Source organism: Flavobacterium sp. (assembly GCF_049590715.1).
Classification (GTDB): Bacteria; Bacteroidota; Bacteroidia; order Flavobacteriales; family Flavobacteriaceae; genus Flavobacterium.
Genome location: NZ_JBAWDL010000330.1, coordinates 1 through 20,244 on the forward strand (window position 1 = coordinate 1; position 20,244 = coordinate 20,244).

General features: G+C 35.5%; 7 protein-coding genes. All 7 read right to left on the reverse strand.

Translation table 11 applies throughout. From position 1 onward, the window contains the following. Positions 1-349: 349 nt before the first annotated feature. The 7 genes from WBQ70_RS14175 to WBQ70_RS14205 all read right to left on the reverse strand — a co-directional run bounded on the left by WBQ70_RS14175 (position 350) and on the right by WBQ70_RS14205 (position 20,071). Positions 350-2,452 (reverse strand): prolyl oligopeptidase family serine peptidase, encoded by a 2,103-nt coding sequence (locus tag WBQ70_RS14175; protein ID WP_423915333.1) that lies wholly within the window; start codon positions 2,450-2,452, stop codon positions 350-352. A 404-nt stretch (positions 2,453-2,856) separates the two neighbouring features. Beyond that, the gene (locus WBQ70_RS14180; RefSeq protein ID WP_423915334.1) at positions 2,857-5,058 is read right to left on the reverse strand and encodes a TonB-dependent receptor; all 2,202 of its coding nucleotides are present in this window, start codon (positions 5,056-5,058) and stop codon (positions 2,857-2,859) included. Between the two features lie 278 nt (positions 5,059-5,336). Next, on the reverse strand, positions 5,337-5,684 hold the full coding sequence (locus tag WBQ70_RS14185; protein ID WP_423915336.1) for a hypothetical protein: 348 nt from the start codon (positions 5,682-5,684) through the stop codon (positions 5,337-5,339). Between the two features lie 331 nt (positions 5,685-6,015). Beyond that, positions 6,016-7,926, reverse strand: coding sequence for an OmpA family protein (locus WBQ70_RS14190; protein WP_423915337.1), 1,911 nt, complete (start codon positions 7,924-7,926; stop codon positions 6,016-6,018). A gap of 24 nt (positions 7,927-7,950) precedes the next feature. Further along, a complete protein-coding gene (locus WBQ70_RS14195) occupies positions 7,951-8,865 on the reverse strand; it encodes a PorP/SprF family type IX secretion system membrane protein (protein WP_423915339.1) in 915 nt (304 codons plus the stop codon). Positions 8,866-9,072: 207 nt separating this feature from the next. Continuing rightward, positions 9,073-10,314 (reverse strand): gliding motility-associated C-terminal domain-containing protein, encoded by a 1,242-nt coding sequence (locus WBQ70_RS14200; RefSeq protein WP_423915341.1) that lies wholly within the window; start codon positions 10,312-10,314, stop codon positions 9,073-9,075. A 91-nt stretch (positions 10,315-10,405) separates the two neighbouring features. Beyond that, positions 10,406-20,071, reverse strand: coding sequence for a beta strand repeat-containing protein (locus tag WBQ70_RS14205; protein WP_423915343.1), 9,666 nt, complete (start codon positions 20,069-20,071; stop codon positions 10,406-10,408). Positions 20,072-20,244: the final 173 nt, after the last annotated feature.

A 20,244-nucleotide genomic window follows, 5' to 3' on the forward strand; every position in this document is an offset into this window, starting at 1 on the left:
TTGAAAATTATACCAAACGACCTAAAACCCCCTTATAATATTTATCAAATAGCATACTATTTAATCTTAGAATTTACCGCAATTAAATTTTCTTTTTTCTTTTAAAATAAAATTAAACATTCACTTACAATTGACCCGCCTACAATTGTCCGCACATATTTTTAGTTTTCAACAAATTAAGACACAAAAAAACCGCTAATCTCTCGACTAACGGTTTCTATATAATTTTGAAAATGATTCATTCTAATTAGCCCTGATAGGAGCGGCATCCCACGCCTTTTTTGGCGTGGATATAGCGGACAGCAGGACGAGGCGAAATTAAAAAACGAGGTTATTATGCTCCTAATTCTTATTTTGGCAATTGTGTAATTCCCATATTGTAGAGTGTAAACGACTGTATATCTACATTTTCTTGAATGGTGGCAGTTACTGATTTTCCAGCTCCGTGACCCGCTTTGACATCTATGCGAATAAGGGTAGGATTGCTGCCCGTTTGTTTGTCTTGCAATTCGGCGGCAAACTTGAAACTATGGGCGGGCACTACTCTGTCATCATGATCGCCCGTGGTGATGAGCGTGGCGGGATACTGGGTACCTGCTTTGACATTGTGTATGGGCGAGTAGTTGCGGAGGTAGTCAAACATGGGTTTGCTATCCTGTGCGGTACCGTAATCGTAGGACCAGCCTGCACCTGCGGTAAAGGTGTGGTAACGCAACATATCGAGTACACCCACGGCAGGCAGGGCGACTTGCATCAAATCAGGACGTTGGATCATGACAGCACCCACGAGCAATCCGCCATTTGAGCCACCACGGAGGGCGAGGAATTTTGGACTGGTGTAGTTGTGGGCAATTAGATATTCGGCGGCGGCGATACAGTCATCAAATACGTTTTGTTTTTGTTGCTGTATACCAGCATCGTGCCATTTTTTGCCATACTCACCACCACCACGAAGGTTGGCTACGGCGTAAATTCCGCCGTTTTCCATCCAAACGGCATTCGAGATACTAAAATTCGGTGTCAAGCTGATGTTGAATCCGCCGTAACCGTAAAGAATAGTTGGGTTTTGTCCGTTGAGTTGAATTCCTTTTTTGTGGGTAATCATCATAGGAATTTTGGTTCCGTCTTTGGATGGGTAAAATACCTGATGGGTTTCATAATTATCCGACTGGAATTGGGCTTTTGATTTTCGGTAAAGGGTTGATTTTCCTGTTTGTGTGTCTAACGCATAACTATTTCCTGCAGTGGTGTAATTGGTAAAAGTATAATATAAAATTTTTTCCTTTTTTTTACCACTGAAACCAGAAGCCGTCCCCAAATCTGGTAGTTGAATGGTTCGTAGTTTTTGACCTTTGGTATCATATTGCGCTACAACGGAAACGGCATCTTGCATATAATGCGCAAAGAAATAACCTCCTGCGGTACTGATATTGAGTACATTTTGATTTTCTGAAATGAAATTTTTCCAGTTTTTGACTGTTGGATTTTGGAAGTCAACGGTTACAATGCGCTTATTGGGCGCTTGAAAATCCGTTTCTATAAAAAGTTGATTGCCTTGGTTATCGATGATTGTGTTGTCACTTTCAAAATTATCCACAAGCGTAATTATAGCACTGTTTGGTTTCGAAAGATCTTGAATATAGAGTTCATTACCGTAAGTCGAATTGGCCGCTGTGATGACCAAAAAATGGTCATCCTCTGTAACTGAACCACCTACATAACGGCGTTTTTGGCTTTCTCCAAAGATGACTTTATCCAATTTTTGCTTGGTGCCAATAGCATGAAAATACAATTTGTGTTGGTCTGTTTTTGCGGAAAGTTCGCTACCCTTTGGTTTTTCGTAACTGGAATAATAAAAGCCTTTGTTGCCAAACCAAGAGAGTCCGCTAAATTTGACATCGATGATGGTCTCGTCTACGGGTTGTTTAGTAACGGCATTTAGAATAATGACTTTGCGCCAGTCACTTCCGCCTTCGGAAATGGAATAGGCTACAAGAGAACCGTCTTTGGAAAAACTGATTTCGCCCATTGAGGTGGTTCCATCTGTCGAGAATGTATTAGGATCTAAGAAGATTTGTTCACGACCAGATTGGTCTTTTCGATACAAAACGGATTGATTTTGAAGTCCGTTGTTTTTATAGTAGTACGTAAATTTCCCTTCAACGAAAGGAGTACCTTCTTTTTCGTAATTCCACAGTTGTTCCATGCGGGTTTTGATGGCATTGCGAAACGGAATTTGGTTTAAATACTCAAAAGTTACTTTGTTTTGGGCTTTGACCCAAGCTTCTGTTTTAGGGGAACGGTCGTCTTCGAGCCAACGGTACGGATCGGGAACTTTGGCATCGAAATAGGTATCGATTACGAACCCTTTTTCGGTTTTTGGATATTGTATTGGGGTTTGGTTTTGACCAAAGGCGGTGATTGCTGTCATTAAAAATAAGATGTTTTTCATATTGAAATGTGGTGTGCTGAACAAAAATAGAGATAAAAATGTTTAAACATATAAGTCATATAAGTTTTTAAAACTTTAGATACTTAAAAAATATCCGCATTAAGAAGTTAAGAAAAATTAAGTTTAATGATTTAAAACAACCACTGATTCGCAGATTAAAAAAATCTTAATGATTAATACTAATTAGTGGCACCCAGATAAAGCAGATAAGCGCCGATATAAAAAGTAAAAAACCACTAAGAAATCAAGAATAGTAAGCTCAAAAACTTAATACTCTTAACGCCTTAATGGTTCAAAACTTATATGACTTATATGTTTAAAAAATATGTTAAAAGCTTATATCCTCTTAAATTTCTTAAATGGTTTAAAAACAAAAAGCTTATATAACTTATATGTTTAAAAAACTATAAATCGAAGTTGACACCTAAAACGATATTCCTCCCAATATTAGGAACTCCATCTGTTTTTAAGCGGGAAAGGTGAGCGATGTAACTTTTATTCAATAAATTGTTCCCGTTTAGATTTACATTGAAAATCGTTTTACCTAAAGTCAATTTCCCTCCCAAACCAAGATTTAACAACGTATAACCGTTAGATTTTGTTTCAAAATTATCAACGTTATTTTGGTTGAAAGTAGTAGTAAGATTGAAAGTCGCAAATCCTTCTTTTACCCAGTTTTTGATTGCAAATTCGGCACGAATAGAATTATTCCAATTGTTAGCTGGAATCAAAGGCAGGTAATCGCCGTTTTGTTTTTGACCTGTAACCGATTCAAAACTGGTTTCAAAATGTAGCCAGTCCAATGGATGTGGATGCAAATGCAAACCTACCTCTCCACCAAATAATTTAGCATCGTCCTGAATGTACTCAAAAACCACATTATCTTCCAAAACTGCCCCCGTAGGCGAAGTAAAAATATAATGGTTAATATGGTTGTAAAAACCATTGATAAAAAACTCGAAATGCGTGTTTTTGTATTCTAGGTTCAAATCGGTTTGAATGTTTTGCTCGTTTTTCAAGTTGGCACTTCCTATTTCGTAACGATTGGTTCCTTCATGTACACCGTTTGACGAAAGTTCAGCTAGATTAGGCGCTCTGAATCCTGAAGCTAGATTGAGGCGTAATGTAAAATCTTTCCAATTAGTTTTGTACCCTAACGAGGCATTGAAACTATCAAAAGATTTATTGATGGGATTAAAATAGCCTTCTTCCCCAATTGTACCATGTTCTTGAGTAGATATTTTTCGATTATCATAGCGCAATCCTCCTTGAATCACATTCGATTTCCAATCGTAATTAGCAGTTCCAAAAACGCCGAAATCATTGGTTTTGGCATCTGGAATTAAATATTCTTCGCCAAAATTAATATTGGTTTGATGCATTCCTTGCACTCCCACAATAGACTCCATTTTACCAATTATAGGCAAATGATACTTTGCATTGTAATTAAAAGTATTCAGTTTCATGCGTAAAGTGGCTATTGGACTGTCTTCAAATTCTTGACGGTCATTGGCAATATAACCTAAATCCAAATCAAGTTTCGAATTCTTAAAATAAACCACAGAGTTCAAACTCAACAGATGATTGTTGACACCTTGACGAGGATAATCGGTTTTTTTAGTCGTGTTTTGATCAGCTATTTCTTCTGGTAATCCTAAATCTAATTTATTGAAATTGTATCTAAAAACCGTGGAAAAACTGCCTTTACTATAGCCAATTCCTGTTTTAAAATCCGTTTCATTGTAACGAGAATTGGTTACTCTTTCATCCGTTGGAATGGTATAATCCGAATGGGTTGAAAAATTTCCGCGAGCTATAAATCTCCAGTTTTCAGTGGATGTTTTTATACCTAAAGAAGTATTCGAACCTAAAGTATTCGAAAATAATCTTTGACTGAAGTTTGTTTTAAACGTATGTGCATCAGCAAATTTTTCGGGATTAAAATACAAAACCCCTCCCAAGGCATCCGATCCATACAATAATGAAGCTGGACCTTTAATAACCTCTACACTTTCGATGCCAGAATCATTTAATCCCAAACCATGTTCGTCTCCAAATTGTTGGTTTTCAATTCGTACTCCTTGGGAATAGACTAAAACACGATTTCCACTCAAACCACGAATTACTGGTTTACCTATGGATGTTCCCGTAGAAACTTGCGATACCCCTGGAATGGTAGACAACCCTTCAATTAATGTTGAGGTTCCATGCTGTTGTAATTCTTTAATGGAAGCATGTTCCACTTTCATCACGTTTTGTGACTGGATTTTGTTGAAAGCCGTTGAGACAAGGACTTCATCCATCTCGAACAAGGTATTTTCCATCTGGAAATCTACCACTGTTTCTTTTTGTTGCACATTAATGCTTTTATTATGGGTAGTAAAACCGACAAAGCTGAAACTCAAGTTTAGATTTCCGTTGGGTAAATTAGTGAACTGATAGTTTCCATTCTCATTGGTCGTCGTTCCTTTGTGCAAGTCGGATATATAAACAGAAACTCCTTTTAATGGCTGATTCCTTAAATCAATGATCGTTCCTGATAATTTATTTTGTGCTTGTAACAAAGCTGTGAACCCTAAAACTAGGGTAATAATATATTTTTTCATTAAATAAGTATATAGTTGCATCGTTTCCTAACCCTTTCGAGAGGAGAGTGAGACGAATGCCTGAAATTTGTAATAATTCTCACGATATGAGACTCTATTTGAACCGTTTCCCCGAGTTCAATGATACCTTTTTAGAAGACAAAAATGGTCATTTTTGTTTTCTAAAAAAATAGTGGAAATAGTGGAAACTAAAGGGAAAACCATATTTATACCATTAATTAATCAACTAAGTTTTCACGAAATGAAACTTAATTTTTTAATGGTTTAAAAAAATGAATTTAAACAATTGAAGGAGGGCCTCGAAGGGAATATAGGCTCCCTGAGAAAGAGATTATTTTCTTGGATGTAACCGAAAAATAAGGGATTAACTTATAATTGATATAAAGCTGATCCTGATAAACATCAGTGGTAATGTAGTTCCCAAAAGCAAAATGACAAACCGAACAGCTCTCCGCTTTGTAATGCTGATGCGTGATTTGAGATTTATTTCCGTGATTATCGTGGTGGCACGTAGGTTGTGCTAATTGCTCCAAATAATGGACATGGGCATGAAAAGATTGTAACACTATTGACAACAATAGAGTTACTGATAAAGATAGTGCTATGACAATCTGTTTTTTCTTCATGTGAAGCAAAGGTATGAAAACAAATAAGATTTTCATCTTTGCTTTGGTTAACAATTAAAAGTTTAAACCATGTAAACTTTGTGCATATGTCAAAATCATTAGTATGATATTAATCAAAAATATAATAAAAAACCAATGGTCATAATTTGACTATATTATAATTTTGTTTGTTCTAAAATAAGCTGAGATAAAATCACCATCCAACTTTGATAATTTCCACAAAACAAATAGACAGCTCAAAAATGAGCTGTCTTTACTAGTTTAAATCAACATTATATTATACCATTTAGTCTTATAATCTACTGCAAGAAAATCCTAAGAGTAAAGAATATTAATCGTTTATTATAATAAACTCACTTCTTCTATTTTCTTGATTTTGAGCTTCCGTACACACTTCACATTTATGCAAAGGCTGACTTTCACCAAAACCTTTTGCAGATAATCTGTTTGGATTAATTCCTTTTTTGATTAAATATAAAAGGGTTGATGTGGCTCTTTCATAAGAGAGTTTCATGTTGTAAGCTTCATTAGCTCTATTATCCGTATGAGATCTAACTTCAATGTGTAATTTTGGGGATTTCACCATATTTAAAACTATTTTATCCAATTCAACCAAGGCATCTGAACGCAAACGAGCACTATCAAAATTAAAATAAATATTTTTTAATTTTAAAATCTTTGCTAGATCGTTATTTTTATGCCATTCTATTTCGTTTTTAGTCATCGAAATATTAAAAACATTTGAATCTTCTCTAACTTCTACAGGAACAGTAGTGATTTTATAACCTTCTGTTTCGGCATTAATAACCACTCTTTGCAAAGTGTTTAATTCAAATGCATACTCTCCTTTATTATTCGATGTAAATTGAGCAATGATATTATTATTCTTATCAAGCACTTTTAAATTAACATTTGCTAGAGGTTTATTAGTGGCAGCATCAACAACCAATCCTCTTATATTATACAACAAAACACTCTTAACCGACAAAATTTGAACAATACTATATATATTGTCATCTTGGTTTCTATTGGAACTAAAAAAACCTTTGTTTGTTTTATTATTTATAGAAAATGAAAAATCATCCGAAGAACTATTTATAGGGGCTCCAATATTAAACAATTGTTTATTGTCCTTCGATAAGTCAATATAATACACATCCAGTCCTCCAAAACCAAAATGACCATCAGAGGAAAAATAAAGCTCATTATCAGAAGATATATATGGAAAAGATTCTCTACCTACTGTATTTACCGATGGCCCTAAATTTTGAGGTGTACCTAATGAACCATTGGAATCAATATCTACATAAAAAATATCTGTTTGACCAAGAGTTGTAGGCATATCTGATGAAAAGTACAATTTTTTTTCATCATTGCTTAAAGCTGGATGTGCATTAGAATAAGTTTCTCCATTAATGGATAAGTCTTCAATAGCATCCCATTTTCCATTAATTTTAGAAGCTTTGTAAATTTTCAACCTATCAATTTGTTTTCCTTTATTTTTTTTATCTAAAGAAACACTTGTTCTTGTAAAATACATTGTGTTTCCATCTTTAGTAATTATAGGAGATGAATCATGGTATTTTGTGCTTAATTTCCCTTTAGGTTCCTTGACCGTTCCAAATACATGATTTACCTCATCATAATCAGCAACTTTGATGTCTAAAAAATTTTTATCAGACCATTGATCAATCTTCTTATTTATTGCGCTACTATTATTGGATGAAAAATAGAAATGTCCGTCATTGATAAAACCGCCAAAATCAGTGCCTTTAGAATTAATTGGTAAAAATCCCAAAACATATCTATCAGTGTGTTTATCTATAATTTTTATATAATCTTTAACCGATTTAAAATCATTATTTACCCCTCCTTTTTTCAAAAATTTATCATAGATGACTTCTGCCTCAGAAGCATTGCCTACAGCTAATAATGATTGAGCATATCTTAACAGATAAATTTTATCAACTTTTTCTTTATATGTTGTATACAATAACTCATACATTTCTTTTGATTGGGAATAATCTGAGTTGTAGTAATAAACATCTCCTAAATTCTGTAATACTTCCTCAGAAACATTTCCTTTTTTAGTAAGATCTAAATATTTTTTCCGGGCGTCAGCGTATTTCAGTATATTAAAATCAGCATTTGCTTTTTCCAATTTTGAACTTTGTGCATTCATCGTAAAAGTAGAAACACTTAACATGGCCGCGACTATAAAGAATATATATATTTTTTTCATATTAGTTTTTACTATAGTTAATACTTAGAAAAATCTAGGAGAAACCTTTCCGTTTTCTTTATTAAAAAATTCGTATCTCAGAAAAAATTCGTGTGAACCTGAATTGTATCTAGAAAATTCAGTGGTGTCAAAATCATACGCATACCCAAGCATTAATCCTTTTGATACTTGAAATCCAGCTAGTGCACTGATAGCAGCATCCATACGATATGACGCTCCTAATGTGAATTTATCGTCAAAAAGGAAATTTAAAGAAAGATCTGCAGCCAAAGGAGAACCCGAAACCATCTTCAATAATACTGCTGGTTTAAATTTTAATCTATAATTGAGATCAAAAACATAGCCTGCTATTGAATAAAGAGTAATACGTTGTGAAGCTGTTGATACAGCAACTTCGTCATAATAATCTGTTTTTATAATATTTGGAATAGACAAACCTAAATACCATTTCTCACTATGAAGATACCCCCCAAAACCAATAACAGGAGAAAATCTATTTGTGATATTTTGTTGAAAAGGAATATCATTAGGATCATAAATATTTAATTTACTGAAATCAACATCAAGAGAATGTATTCCTCCTTTTAAACCAAAAGAAAATTTTGTATCAAAATCATCAACTGGAATGGTATACGAAAAATCTATAGCAGCGGATGTCTCCGCAGAAGGACCTATTCTGTCATTAACAACAGATAGCCCCATTCCTACCTCTCTTGAAACAGGACTATGTAAGGATATTGTTTGAGTGGTGGGAGCGTTTTCGACCCCTGTCCATTGAGAACGATGCACGCCATTAAAACTCAACACTTGTCTGCTTCCTGCATAGGCTGGATTCACAACTATAGTATTGTACATATATTGTGAAAATTGCGCATCTTGCTGGGCAAAAATTTGATTGCTGATTGCTAAAATAAATAGCAGTATCTTAATATATTTCATAATACAGATATATTAGTAGGTTGAAATTATTTCATTTTAAAATGAGTTCCAAAAAAATTATTAGAGTCAACTAAGTCAGTCGAAAGTTAAAACGCCATAAAGTCAAAAGATCAAATAATTCGATAAAAACAAAATCTTATGTTGTTTTATATGAATTTAAAATATGACATTCAATGGAATCCATCACTTATAGCTACACTTAAAAATCTAGTCGCCATTAATATATAAATCACCAGCTTTTCTAATATTTCTTGATCCTGAAGAATCAGTATATTCATAATTAAGGATGTAAAAATAAGATCCTGTAGGTAGCTGTTTGTCTTTTTCTATAGTTAATCTACCATTAGAAAAACCTTTAAAAACATTATCTGTCTCATTATACCCATTTGTTTCAAATACTTTTACTCCCCAGCGATTAAAAATCAAAACGGAATTATTAGGGTATCTAGAAATTCCATCAATAAAGAAAAAGCTGTTTCTACTGTCCCCATTAGGTGATATTGCATTGTAAATAACTATATTTCCAGGTAATGCTAAATTTTCCTTTATTCTACCTAAAGTAAAAACCCCAAAACCGGAACTATCAGACATTGTAGAAACTGTTTTGTTTGCTTCATCAACTATACCTCCTTCATCAACCCAAAAACCAGAAACTGCATTCCAACGAACAACATGCAAAGCTGATTTTGGTGAAGCTAGAATATGGGACGGAGTTGTGTTCTCATCCCATGAGAGTGTGACTAAGACATTAGAATTTCCAGAATCTCGCGTTAGCGTCCAATACTCCGCATCGTCAATAATATCAATTATTCCTGCTTTGAGTTGATGGGAATAAGTTGGATTACTGTTTTCTCTAAAATATTTCGATGTAAAATTATCTGTGATAGTAAAAGGTCTTGAAATTTCGGATGGCCTATAAAATATTCCGTCTCCAATGGGGTAAACAAAAGCTTTATTTCCTTTTTTACTTACCAACCCATCCACATGACTCTTATTGGAAGGTGTTATGGGATAGCCATTATTTTCAAATACAAAAAGACCACCAAAAACTTTATTGCCTACAATTCCATTTACAAAATCAACTCTATTAAATACATTTATATCACCTGATAATTCAAATGCAGTGGGTGTATTCGCATTATTGAAAATGACTTTATAAAAATCCGATTGTTGAAGTCCCGAAATTTTTTGAACATTGGAACCAACAAAACGAATTAAACCAGTTGTTTCAGTAGGAAAATAAGAAAACAAACCGTCATTATTAAAATTGGCATACATAAAAAGTTCTCCATCATTCATCGTTGTTCCTGAAGCCGTATTATTAAAATTATCTAATATCCCTACTTGGGTATTGGGCAGGATAACTAAATCTCCAACATTAGTGGTTTGAGCAGAAAGGGCTATGCTTGAAAAGAGAAATAATCCTAAAATAGTGTATCGATTTTTCATCTTATTATTATTAATTAGTACTGTCTTCGAAATGTATTATAAAGAGGAAAGGAATAAAGTTAGCTACCCTTTCCTCTTTTATACCTAATTTTTAGAATTTCATAGGTTGTTCTACACCCTCTTTGAAATACTTACCATGGCGCATAAAATCGGGCAATAATATTCCAAAAGTAAAATACTTATTCCCTGAGAAATCAAACTTAGCTTCATAATTACCTCCATTAAGTGTCAATGGAGCGGTAACTAGATTAGTTGTAAAACCAGTATCATCAGCTACAATTAAAACTAAATCCTCTGTACCTGTGAAATTAGAAACAGCAGAAGCTGGTATTTGAACCGTTACTTCCCCAATAGTTCCTACTGTTTGAACCAGCCAGTCACGATCTATTTTTTGATCAAAACCTAGAGGAATACCTGCTGTTAAAACAGCTGTTGGCGAAGCATCATTATTACTCCAAGATAAGAAATCGTTGTCTGCTGCAAAAGAGCCTGTATTTAGCGCATTTGTTGCCGCAATAGGACCTAAACCAATAGTTACAATATCATCTCCATTAGAAGATTTAGATTGTTTTTGATTCAATATTGAGATATCATCTCTACCGATTACAGTAATATCATGCTTAAATACTGGATTAACAGCAGCGTTCCAAGCGACTACACTTTCTGACGAAATGTAATTAGTAGGTACTGTTTGATCCAAAGTTATTCCGTATTTAATTGCTAAATAACTGTTCACTTTTAACTCATCTGTTGGGCTCATTGGTGCCAGATTTTTATAAACAACGACTTCAGATAATGAGGTACTTGCTCCTGATAATGCACTTGCTCCTGACAATGCACCTATACGATTAGACGTTCCATCCGAATATAACAATGTTGAAGCTGTTCCTACTGATGCAGTTTGTTTTCCTTGTGCAAACGTATAAATATCTGTATCTGTTCTTTTACCAGACATTAAATTTGGTTTTTGAAACTCTCCTGGAGCCAAAGTTCCAAAAGCACGTGTTGCAAAAGGAGCATCGAAATACACATTACTATTGTTTTTATCTTGAAACAATCGGGCATCTATCCCAGCGCTTGATTGTTCAGACCATACAGATAAATATTCTCCCGATTTTGGGATTCCTACTGAAAACACATACATTTTAGTGTAGGTTAATGAACTTGTAAATATTGAATTTGTATATTCATAAAAAGAGCTTCCATTAAACCCTAATGAATTATTAAAGTTTACTCCCGATGGATTTAGTGCAATGGTACCATTATTAGTTGCATTATGATCATTACCACTATAATCATCCCAATTATTTATAGAGGCCTCTAAATCTGCACGCCACCAAGCACCCATTCCAGCTAAAACACCTCCTGGTGAAATAGACGAATACCCAATAGTAAACACATCGTTGTTAGCAAAAGTAACTCCTGTAAAAGTAGCCGTTCTACCTGCTAATGAACCTGTATATTTTACAATCGTTCCGGTCGTAAAATCAGAATCTCCATCAGAGTCCACGAATAGCTCTATATTAGTAGCTATAGAAGGGATATCAAATACAGTTACAGAAACTGGTCCTACTCCGCCTACATTTGAAACTTTCCATTCTCTACCCATTCGATGTGAACAAGTAGCCACTCCACCTGTTGGACGTTCCGTTTTTTGTAAGGTGGTAGAAACATTATCATTACCCCAAACTAAGAAACTTTTATCCGATGCGAAAGTGTTAGAATTACTGGCATTATCTGAAGCTATGGCTCCTAATGACATTGTTATCAACGCATCTCGATTTACAGATCTTGATTGTTTTTGGTATAAAGCAGCGATGTCATCTCTACCAATACCTGCTATATCATTAGAATAAGTTGCATTTGCAGTAGCATCCCACATTTTAGTAGTCCCATCTGATGCGAGATAATTTTGTGGTGTTGTTTGGTCTAAAGTAATACCATATTTAAGAGCCAAATAACTGTTTACTTGCAATTCCTGTGTAGCGGTCATGGCACTTGAATTTTTATAAACAACCACTTCTGCTAATTGAGATCCTCCTCCAGAAACGTATGATGAGGTTGCTCCTATTCTATTAAAAAGACCTGTTGCTAATGAACTACGGCTAACATACGTACCTGTAACTGTAGCAGCAACTTTTCCTTGAATAAAGTTAGTAATTGATGTTGGGGTTTTCTTGCCCGCCATCAAATTAGGTTTGTTATTCACTCCTCCTTTAGTAACAAATACATTCGATACGCGATACGTATTAGGTGCATCCATATACAGATTATTGTTATTTAATTTAAAGAAAGACGCATCATAACTAGCATTATTTGATCTTTCTGACCACATAGATAAATGTTGTCCTGCCTTAGGAATCCCTACAGAAAAAACATACATATTATCATAATTATTTCCTCCTACAAAAATTGGATTTCCTACATACTCAAAGAATGAATTGGTTAATGCAAAAGCAGGATTAAAATTAACCGTTCCCGGATTTAACACCACCGCTCCGTTATTTACAGCATTATGATCATTACCACTAAAGTCACCCCAAGCAGTAGTAGAAGCATTTTTGTCTGCACGCCACCAAGCGCCTAGACCTGTAATTACACCTCCAGGAGATAAAACAGAATAGCCTAATGTAAAGACATTTCCATTATTTAAATCTACTCCTGAAAAACTAACTACACCTGAAGCAAATGTAACACCTGTTGTGATCTTAGTTGCATTAACAAAATTGCCATCACCATCAGTATCAATATACAACTCAAAGTTGGAAGCAGTAGAAGGAATGTTTTTAAATGAAATTGTTAAATCATTTACAGTACCTACTTCGGTTACTTTCCATTCTCTACCCAAACGATAACTGGCTGCTGCCACTGCGGGTAGTTCTGTAGTTTGAATGGCTACATTTCCAGCATCGTTCCCCCACGTCAGGAAGTTTCTGTCAGCGCTAAACACTCCTGTATTCAAATGATTATAGGCTACAATTTCTTTTAAGCCAATCGTAACTGGATCAGTTGTGTTTACTGAACGGGATTGTTTTTGATTTAAAGCAGTTAAATCATCACGACCAATTCCTGCAATATCCTTATTATACACCCCATTGGTACCACTATTCCAGCTAATGGTAATTCCATCTGAGGCTATATAATCCTTAGGAGTCGTTTGATCTAATGTCATACCATATTTTAACGCTAAATAAGACTCTACACGTTGTGTTTCAGCTACGTTTAAAGCTCTACTGTACATTATTGTTTCGGAAACATACGACGCAGATGGCTCTGAATTTCCTGAAATATCTAAATCAATAGTTGAATTAGCAGAAGAAGTGCCACTATGCAATGTTTTACCTGATGAATACATATTATAAGCTCCGGAAGTTTGACGTTTCAGCGTATATAAATGCGGATTAGTAGTAGCGGCTGGACCAGTTGTTAATATACTTGGTGCATTATCTAGATATAAAACATCTTCTTTGCCTGACCAATAACCCATTACAACGTTTCCAACATTAGATTTGTATATTCTGGCATTCAACGTTCCAGAAAGTCTAGACTGAGTCAGCAAAGTATATTCTCCTTTAAATGAAGTAGCTGGATTGTGTCCGTCATTTCCATCGTAATACACTGCTGGATTAAAGTTAGTTCCATTTGTCAAATCATAAGTAGGATCACCAACAGCAATACCATTTGCAAGAGCAATAGATTGATCTGTCCAAACCCCTACTGGATCATCTTGATTTACTCCTCCTGTTCCTTCATTGGCTTTTAGCCAAAGACCTAAACCTGGAGAAACACCTCCTGGAAATGGAGCCGTATAACCAAAAGTGAATCGGTCATTATTAGTAAAAGTCACTCCAGAGAAAGTAACCACACCTCCTGATAAAACACCTCCTGTAATCACTGTTGCATTTGTGAAATCGCCGTCTGTATCAATGTATAATTCAAAGTTAAAAGCATTTGCTGGCACATTACTTAATGTAATCGCAACCGCACCTACCGTTCCTACTTTAGACACTTTCCATTCTCTACCCAAACGATAAACTGCATTAGCTGTTGCTGGACGTTCCATAGTTTGCAAATTAACCGTTGCATCATCATTACCCCAAACTAAGAAACTTTTATCTACTGGAAAACTAGCCAGATTTAATTGATTTGTTGCTTCAACTGTTCCTAACCCAATGCTTACTAGAGCATCTGAATTTATAGAACGGGATTGTTTTTGATTCAATGCTGTTAAATCATCACGACCAATACCTGCAATATCATTGTTATAGACAGCATTGGCTGTGGCATTCCATGTTTTAGTGGTACCATCGGAGGCTAAATAATCGTAAGGGAACGATTGATTTAAAGTTATACCATATTTTAAAGCAGTGTATGAATTCACACGTTGACGCTCTAAACTCGTTAACACTCTGCTGTACAATATTACCTCTCCAATATCTCCTGTAAAAGCAAATCCACTTGTTTCTCCAATTGCTTCTTTATTAGTCGTTAAATTAAAACCAACAACATTTGTAGTTGAATTTATTTTGGCTTGACCGTTAAACTGTATTCCGTAATTATTAACAGCACTATGCGTACCGTAGATGTTCCATACATTTGTATCAACAAAATCGCCTGTTACACCAGCAACTCCTGTTTTTGGATCAACAATGGTATTCAATAATGGATTAAAACCAATACGGTCAGTAGTGAAAGAACCTTGGTAAATATTATTATTACTGTGTTTGTAATGGAACCCACGAACATTTCCTCCAAAATCATAAGGATGTCCTGTAGAAACACCTACAGCATTGCTTTTTACAACTGTAATAGCTTCGGCAGCTGTAAAACCCGTTACAAAAGAATTATTAGTAAAACGTAAGTAATCATTACCATCAAAATTAATGACTGGATTGTAGTTTAAGCCACCTTCAATCAACTCGGGATCTGAAACTGCAATATCCGCATTGCGCACATTTGTGGTTTGATCTCCCCAAGAAGTAACCGCTGTTGTTCCTACTACATCTGCATCTGCTTTTAACCATACTGCTAGACTGCCCGTAACCCCTCCTGGGTGTGGCACCGTATAACCTATAGTAAACAGGTCATTATTTTTCAAATTCACTCCTGAAAAAGTAGCGGTTTTACCTGCTAGTACACCTCCAGTAATTACCGTTGCATTGGTAAAATTACCATCTCCATCAGTATCCACATACAATTCAATATTAGTGGCACTCGGGTGCATGTTGTTGAATGAAACAGACAAAAGCCCTGTATCTGCACCTGTTTCTTGTACTTTCCACTCTCTACCCAAGCGGTAAATGGTGTTTACTGAAGCTGCTGTTGGCCTCTCAGTAGTTTGTAAGTTAACACTAGCATTATCATTACCCCATACTAAGTAGCTTTTATCGCCTGTAAAAGCATTACTATTACTAGCATTATCGGCAGCAATAGTTCCAAGACCAATAGTTACCACATTGTCTGCGTTTATGGATTTGGATTGTTTTTGATTTAAAGCGGTAAAATCATCACGCCCAATTCCTGTAATATCAAATGAATAGGCTGCATTGGCTGTGGCATCCCATGTTACAGTCGTACCGTCAGAGGCTAAATAATCCGTAGCCACTGTTTGATCTAGCGTAATACCATATTTAAGTGCCAAATAACTGTTTACTTGAAGTTCCTGAGTTGGCGTCATTACACTAGAATTTCGATACACAATAACTTCTGATAATTCAGATCCTCCTCCAGATATATAAGTACCTGTAGCCCCAATACGGTTTAAACCTACTGTATTGTTAGACGAATAAGCCGTATAAGTTCCTGTTAATGTACCAGCTACTTTACCTTGAATGTAATTAGTAAAAGTTGTAGGTGTTTTTCTACCAGCCATTAAATTAGGCACATCATTGACACCTCCTTCAGTTACAAAATTGGTAGTTAATTGGTATCCATAGGGTGCTGAAAAATGTAAATTATTGTTGGAATGTTTGAATAAAGTGGCATCATAACCATTCGTTGCTCTTTCTGACCAAACCGATAGTATTTGACTATTTTTAGGCACTCCTACAGAAAACACATAGATATTATCATAATTTCTAGGCGATGTAAAAATGGAATTTCCTAAAGCATATTCAAAGTAAGAACCACTCAAACTATACGTAGGGTTAAAATTGGCTCCTGCGGTAGTCAAGCTTAAAGTTCCCACTGAAGCTTTTGTACTATCATAACCATTACCACTAAAATCGCCCCATGTTGTTGCGGTTGCCAACTTATCAGCTCTCCACCAAGCTCCTAATCCTCCTGAAACCCCTCCTGGAGAAATATTAGAATACCCAATAGTAAAGATATTATTGTTGTTTAAATCCACCCCAGTAAAAGTAGCTACACCACCAGATATAGTACCTACATATTTCGTAATTGGACCATTGGTAAAATCTCCGTTTCCATCAGTGTCAATATACAATTCTATATCGTAAGCTGATTCTGGAATATTACTCATTGTAACCGTTAAATTACTGATGTTTCCTGTTTCTTGTACTTTCCACTCTCTACCTACACGGAAAATTGCGTTCGCTACTGAAGGCAACTCAGCCGATTGCGGTGCAAGCGTACCACTATCATTACCCCATACTAAGAAATTTTTATCTACTGCAAAAGTATTTCCATTGGCAGCATTCGTAGTTGCGATAGTTCCTAAACCGATACTTAATCCTGTATTTGCATTAGCCGATTTGGATTGTTTTTGGTTTAAAGCAGATAAATCATCACGACCAATACCTGCAATATTGTTTTTATAGGTTGCATTGGCTGTTGCGTTCCACATTTTAGTCGTTCCATCAGAAGCTAAATAGTCATAAGGAACGGTTTGATTTAAAGTAATACCATATTTCAAAGCGGTGTAGGAATTCACACGTTGACGCTCTAAACTAGTTAACACTCTGCTATACAATATTACCTCTCCAATATCCCCTCTAAAATAATAGGAGTTTGTTTCTCCAATTGTTTCTTTATTAGTTGATAAAGCAAAGCCTGTAACATTGGTACTTGAAGTTATTTTAGCCTGACCATTAAACTGTATTCCATAATTGCTTGCGGCACTATGAGTACCATAGATGTTCCATACATTAGCGTCAACAAAATCTCCTGTTACACTACTAACTCCTGATTTCCCCCCCACAATTGTATTCGACAATGGATTAAACGCAATATTATCTGTAGTAAAGGAACCTTGATAAATATTGCTATTACTGTGTTTATAATGGAAACCACGAACATTTCCTCCAAAATCATACGGATGTCCTGCATTAACCCCTGTTGCATTGCTTTTTAAAATTGTAATAGCTTCGGCAGCTGTATAACCTGTTACAAAAGAATTTTTTGTGAAACGGAAGTAATCATCACCGTCAAAATTAATGACAGGATTGTAGTTTAATCCTCCCTCAATTAACTCTGGATCAGAAAATGCTATATCAGCATCACGTGCATTTGTAGATTGATCAGCCCAAGAAGTCACCGCTGTGGTTCCTACCACATCAGCATCTGCTTTTAACCATACGGCTAGACTACCTGTAACCCCTCCTGGATGTGGCACGGTATAACCTATGGTAAATAGATCGTTATTTTTCAAATTCACATTCGAAAAAGTTACTGTTTTACCTGCTAGCACACCTCCAGTAATTACCGTAGCATTGCTAAAATCACCGTTGCCATCAGTATCCACATACAGTTCAATACTAGTAGCCAACGGGTGTACATTACTAAACGAAACAGACAAAAGTCCTGTATCAGCACCTGTTTCCTGCACTTTCCACTCTCTTCCCATACGGTAAATAGTGTTTACAGAAGCTGCTGCTGGCATCTCGGTCGTTTGTAAATTGGTTGCAGCATTATCATTACCCCAAACTAAATAGCTTTTATCATCTGTAAATGTATTGGCATTACTCGCATTATCGGCAGCAATAGTTCCAAGACCAATAGTTACCACATTGTCGGTGTTTATTGATTTAGACTGTTTTTGATTTAGAGCGGTAAAATCATCACGACCAATACCTGTAATATCAAATGAGTACGCCGCATTGACTGTGGCATCCCAAGTTTTAGTCGTACCATCAGAGGCTAAATAATCCGTAGCCACCGTTTGATCTAGGGTAATACCATATTTAAGTGCCAAATAACTATTCACTTGAAGTTCCTGAGTTGCTGTCATTGCGCTTGAATTTCGATACACAATAACTTCTGACAATTCTGAACCTCCACTGGAATTAGTTCCAGATGAACCTCCAACACGATTAAAATTCGTTGTATTGTTAGAGGAATAACTCGCAAAGGTTCCCGTGGCTGTAGTTGCCACTTTACCTTGAATAAAGTTAGTAATTGAAGTTGGTGTTTTCTTACTAGAAATCAAATTAGGGATGTCATTCACACCGCCTCCAGTAAGAAATACACTTGATGCACGAATACTATAAGGGGCATCCATATACAAACTATTATTATTCAGCTTAAATAAAGTAGCATTATTTCCATTAGTAGCTCTTTCTGACCATATTATTAAATTTTGACCCGCTTTAGGTACTCCCACAGAAAAGATATAGATATTGTCATAATTTCTAGGCGATGCAAAAATTGAATTTCCTACTGCATATCCAAAAGAAGTACCACTCAAACTATAAGTAGGATTAAAATTGGCACCTGCCGTGGTCAAGGTTAATGTTCCCGCACTTTCTTTTGTGGTATTAAAGCCATTTCCACTAAAATCACCCCAAGTCGTTGCAGTTGCTAATTTATCAGCTCTCCACCAAGCACCTAATCCTCCTGCAACTCCTCCAGGAGAAATATTAGAATACCCAATAGTAAAGACATCATTGTTATTTAAATCAACTCCACTAAAAGTGGCTACACCTCCAGATATAGTACCTGTATGTTTGGTAATTGGTCCATTATTAAAATTTCCGTTTCCATCCGTATCAATATACAATTCTATATCATAAGCTGATTCTGGAATATTACTCATTGAGATGGTTAAATTACTTACGCTTCCTGTTTCTTGTACTTTCCACTCTCTTCCTACACGGAAAATGGCATTCGCTACCGATGGCAACTCACTTGATTGAGGTAAAAGAGGCCCATTATCATCTCCCCATACTAAGAAATTTTTATCTGCTGCAAAACTGTTTCCATTAGCAATATTCGTTGCTGCAATAGTTCCCAAACCAATGGTTAAATTCGCATTTGCATTAATCGATTTAGATTGTTTTTGGTTTAAAGCCGTTAAATCATCACGACCAATACCGGCAATATTATTTTTATAGGTTGCATTGTTTGTAGCATTCCATGTAATAGTAGTCCCATTAGAAGCCACATAATTATAAGGAGTCGTTTGGTCTAATGTTACTCCATATTTTATAGCTAAATAGCTTTCTACTTTTTGAATGTCTAAGGCCGGTAAGGCTTTTTCATAAAGAATCGTTTCAGAAATATAGGCAGCTGATGGCTCTGAGTTACCCGAAATATCCAAATCAATAGTTGAATTAGCCGAAGTAGCACCACTATATAACGTTTTCCCTGCGGAATACATATTGTAAGCTCCTGTGGTTTGACGTTTCAACGTATATAAATGCGGATCTGTAGTTGCTATTTTACCTCCTAATAAACTTGGTGAAGCATCAAGATATAACACATCTTCTTTACCTGAATAATATCCCATTAAAAAGTTTCCAACATTGGATTTATAAATCCTAGCATTTTGAGTCCCTGACAATCTGGACATCGTAAGCAAGGTATATTCATTTTTAACCGATGTAGCTGGATTGTGTCCATCATTACCATCGTGATAAATTGTTGGATTAAAATTGGTTCCATTCGTAAGATCGAATGTAGGATCTCCTACTGCCGCTGCATTTATTTGTTTTGGCGATTGATCCGTCCAAACTCCAACTCCATCATCTTGAT

What these genes read in the sequence shown, in the direction of transcription:
- WBQ70_RS14175 (WP_423915333.1), bottom strand. Translation starts at nt 2,452, where the DNA reads ATGAAAAACATCTTATTTTTAATGACAGCAATCACCGCCTTTGGTCAA.
- WBQ70_RS14180 (WP_423915334.1), bottom strand. Translation starts at nt 5,058, where the DNA reads ATGAAAAAATATATTATTACCCTAGTTTTAGGGTTCACAGCTTTGTTA.
- WBQ70_RS14185 (WP_423915336.1), bottom strand. Translation starts at nt 5,684, where the DNA reads ATGAAGAAAAAACAGATTGTCATAGCACTATCTTTATCAGTAACTCTA.
- WBQ70_RS14190 (WP_423915337.1), bottom strand. Translation starts at nt 7,926, where the DNA reads ATGAAAAAAATATATATATTCTTTATAGTCGCGGCCATGTTAAGTGTT.
- WBQ70_RS14195 (WP_423915339.1), bottom strand. Translation starts at nt 8,865, where the DNA reads ATGAAATATATTAAGATACTGCTATTTATTTTAGCAATCAGCAATCAA.
- WBQ70_RS14200 (WP_423915341.1), bottom strand. Translation starts at nt 10,314, where the DNA reads ATGAAAAATCGATACACTATTTTAGGATTATTTCTCTTTTCAAGCATA.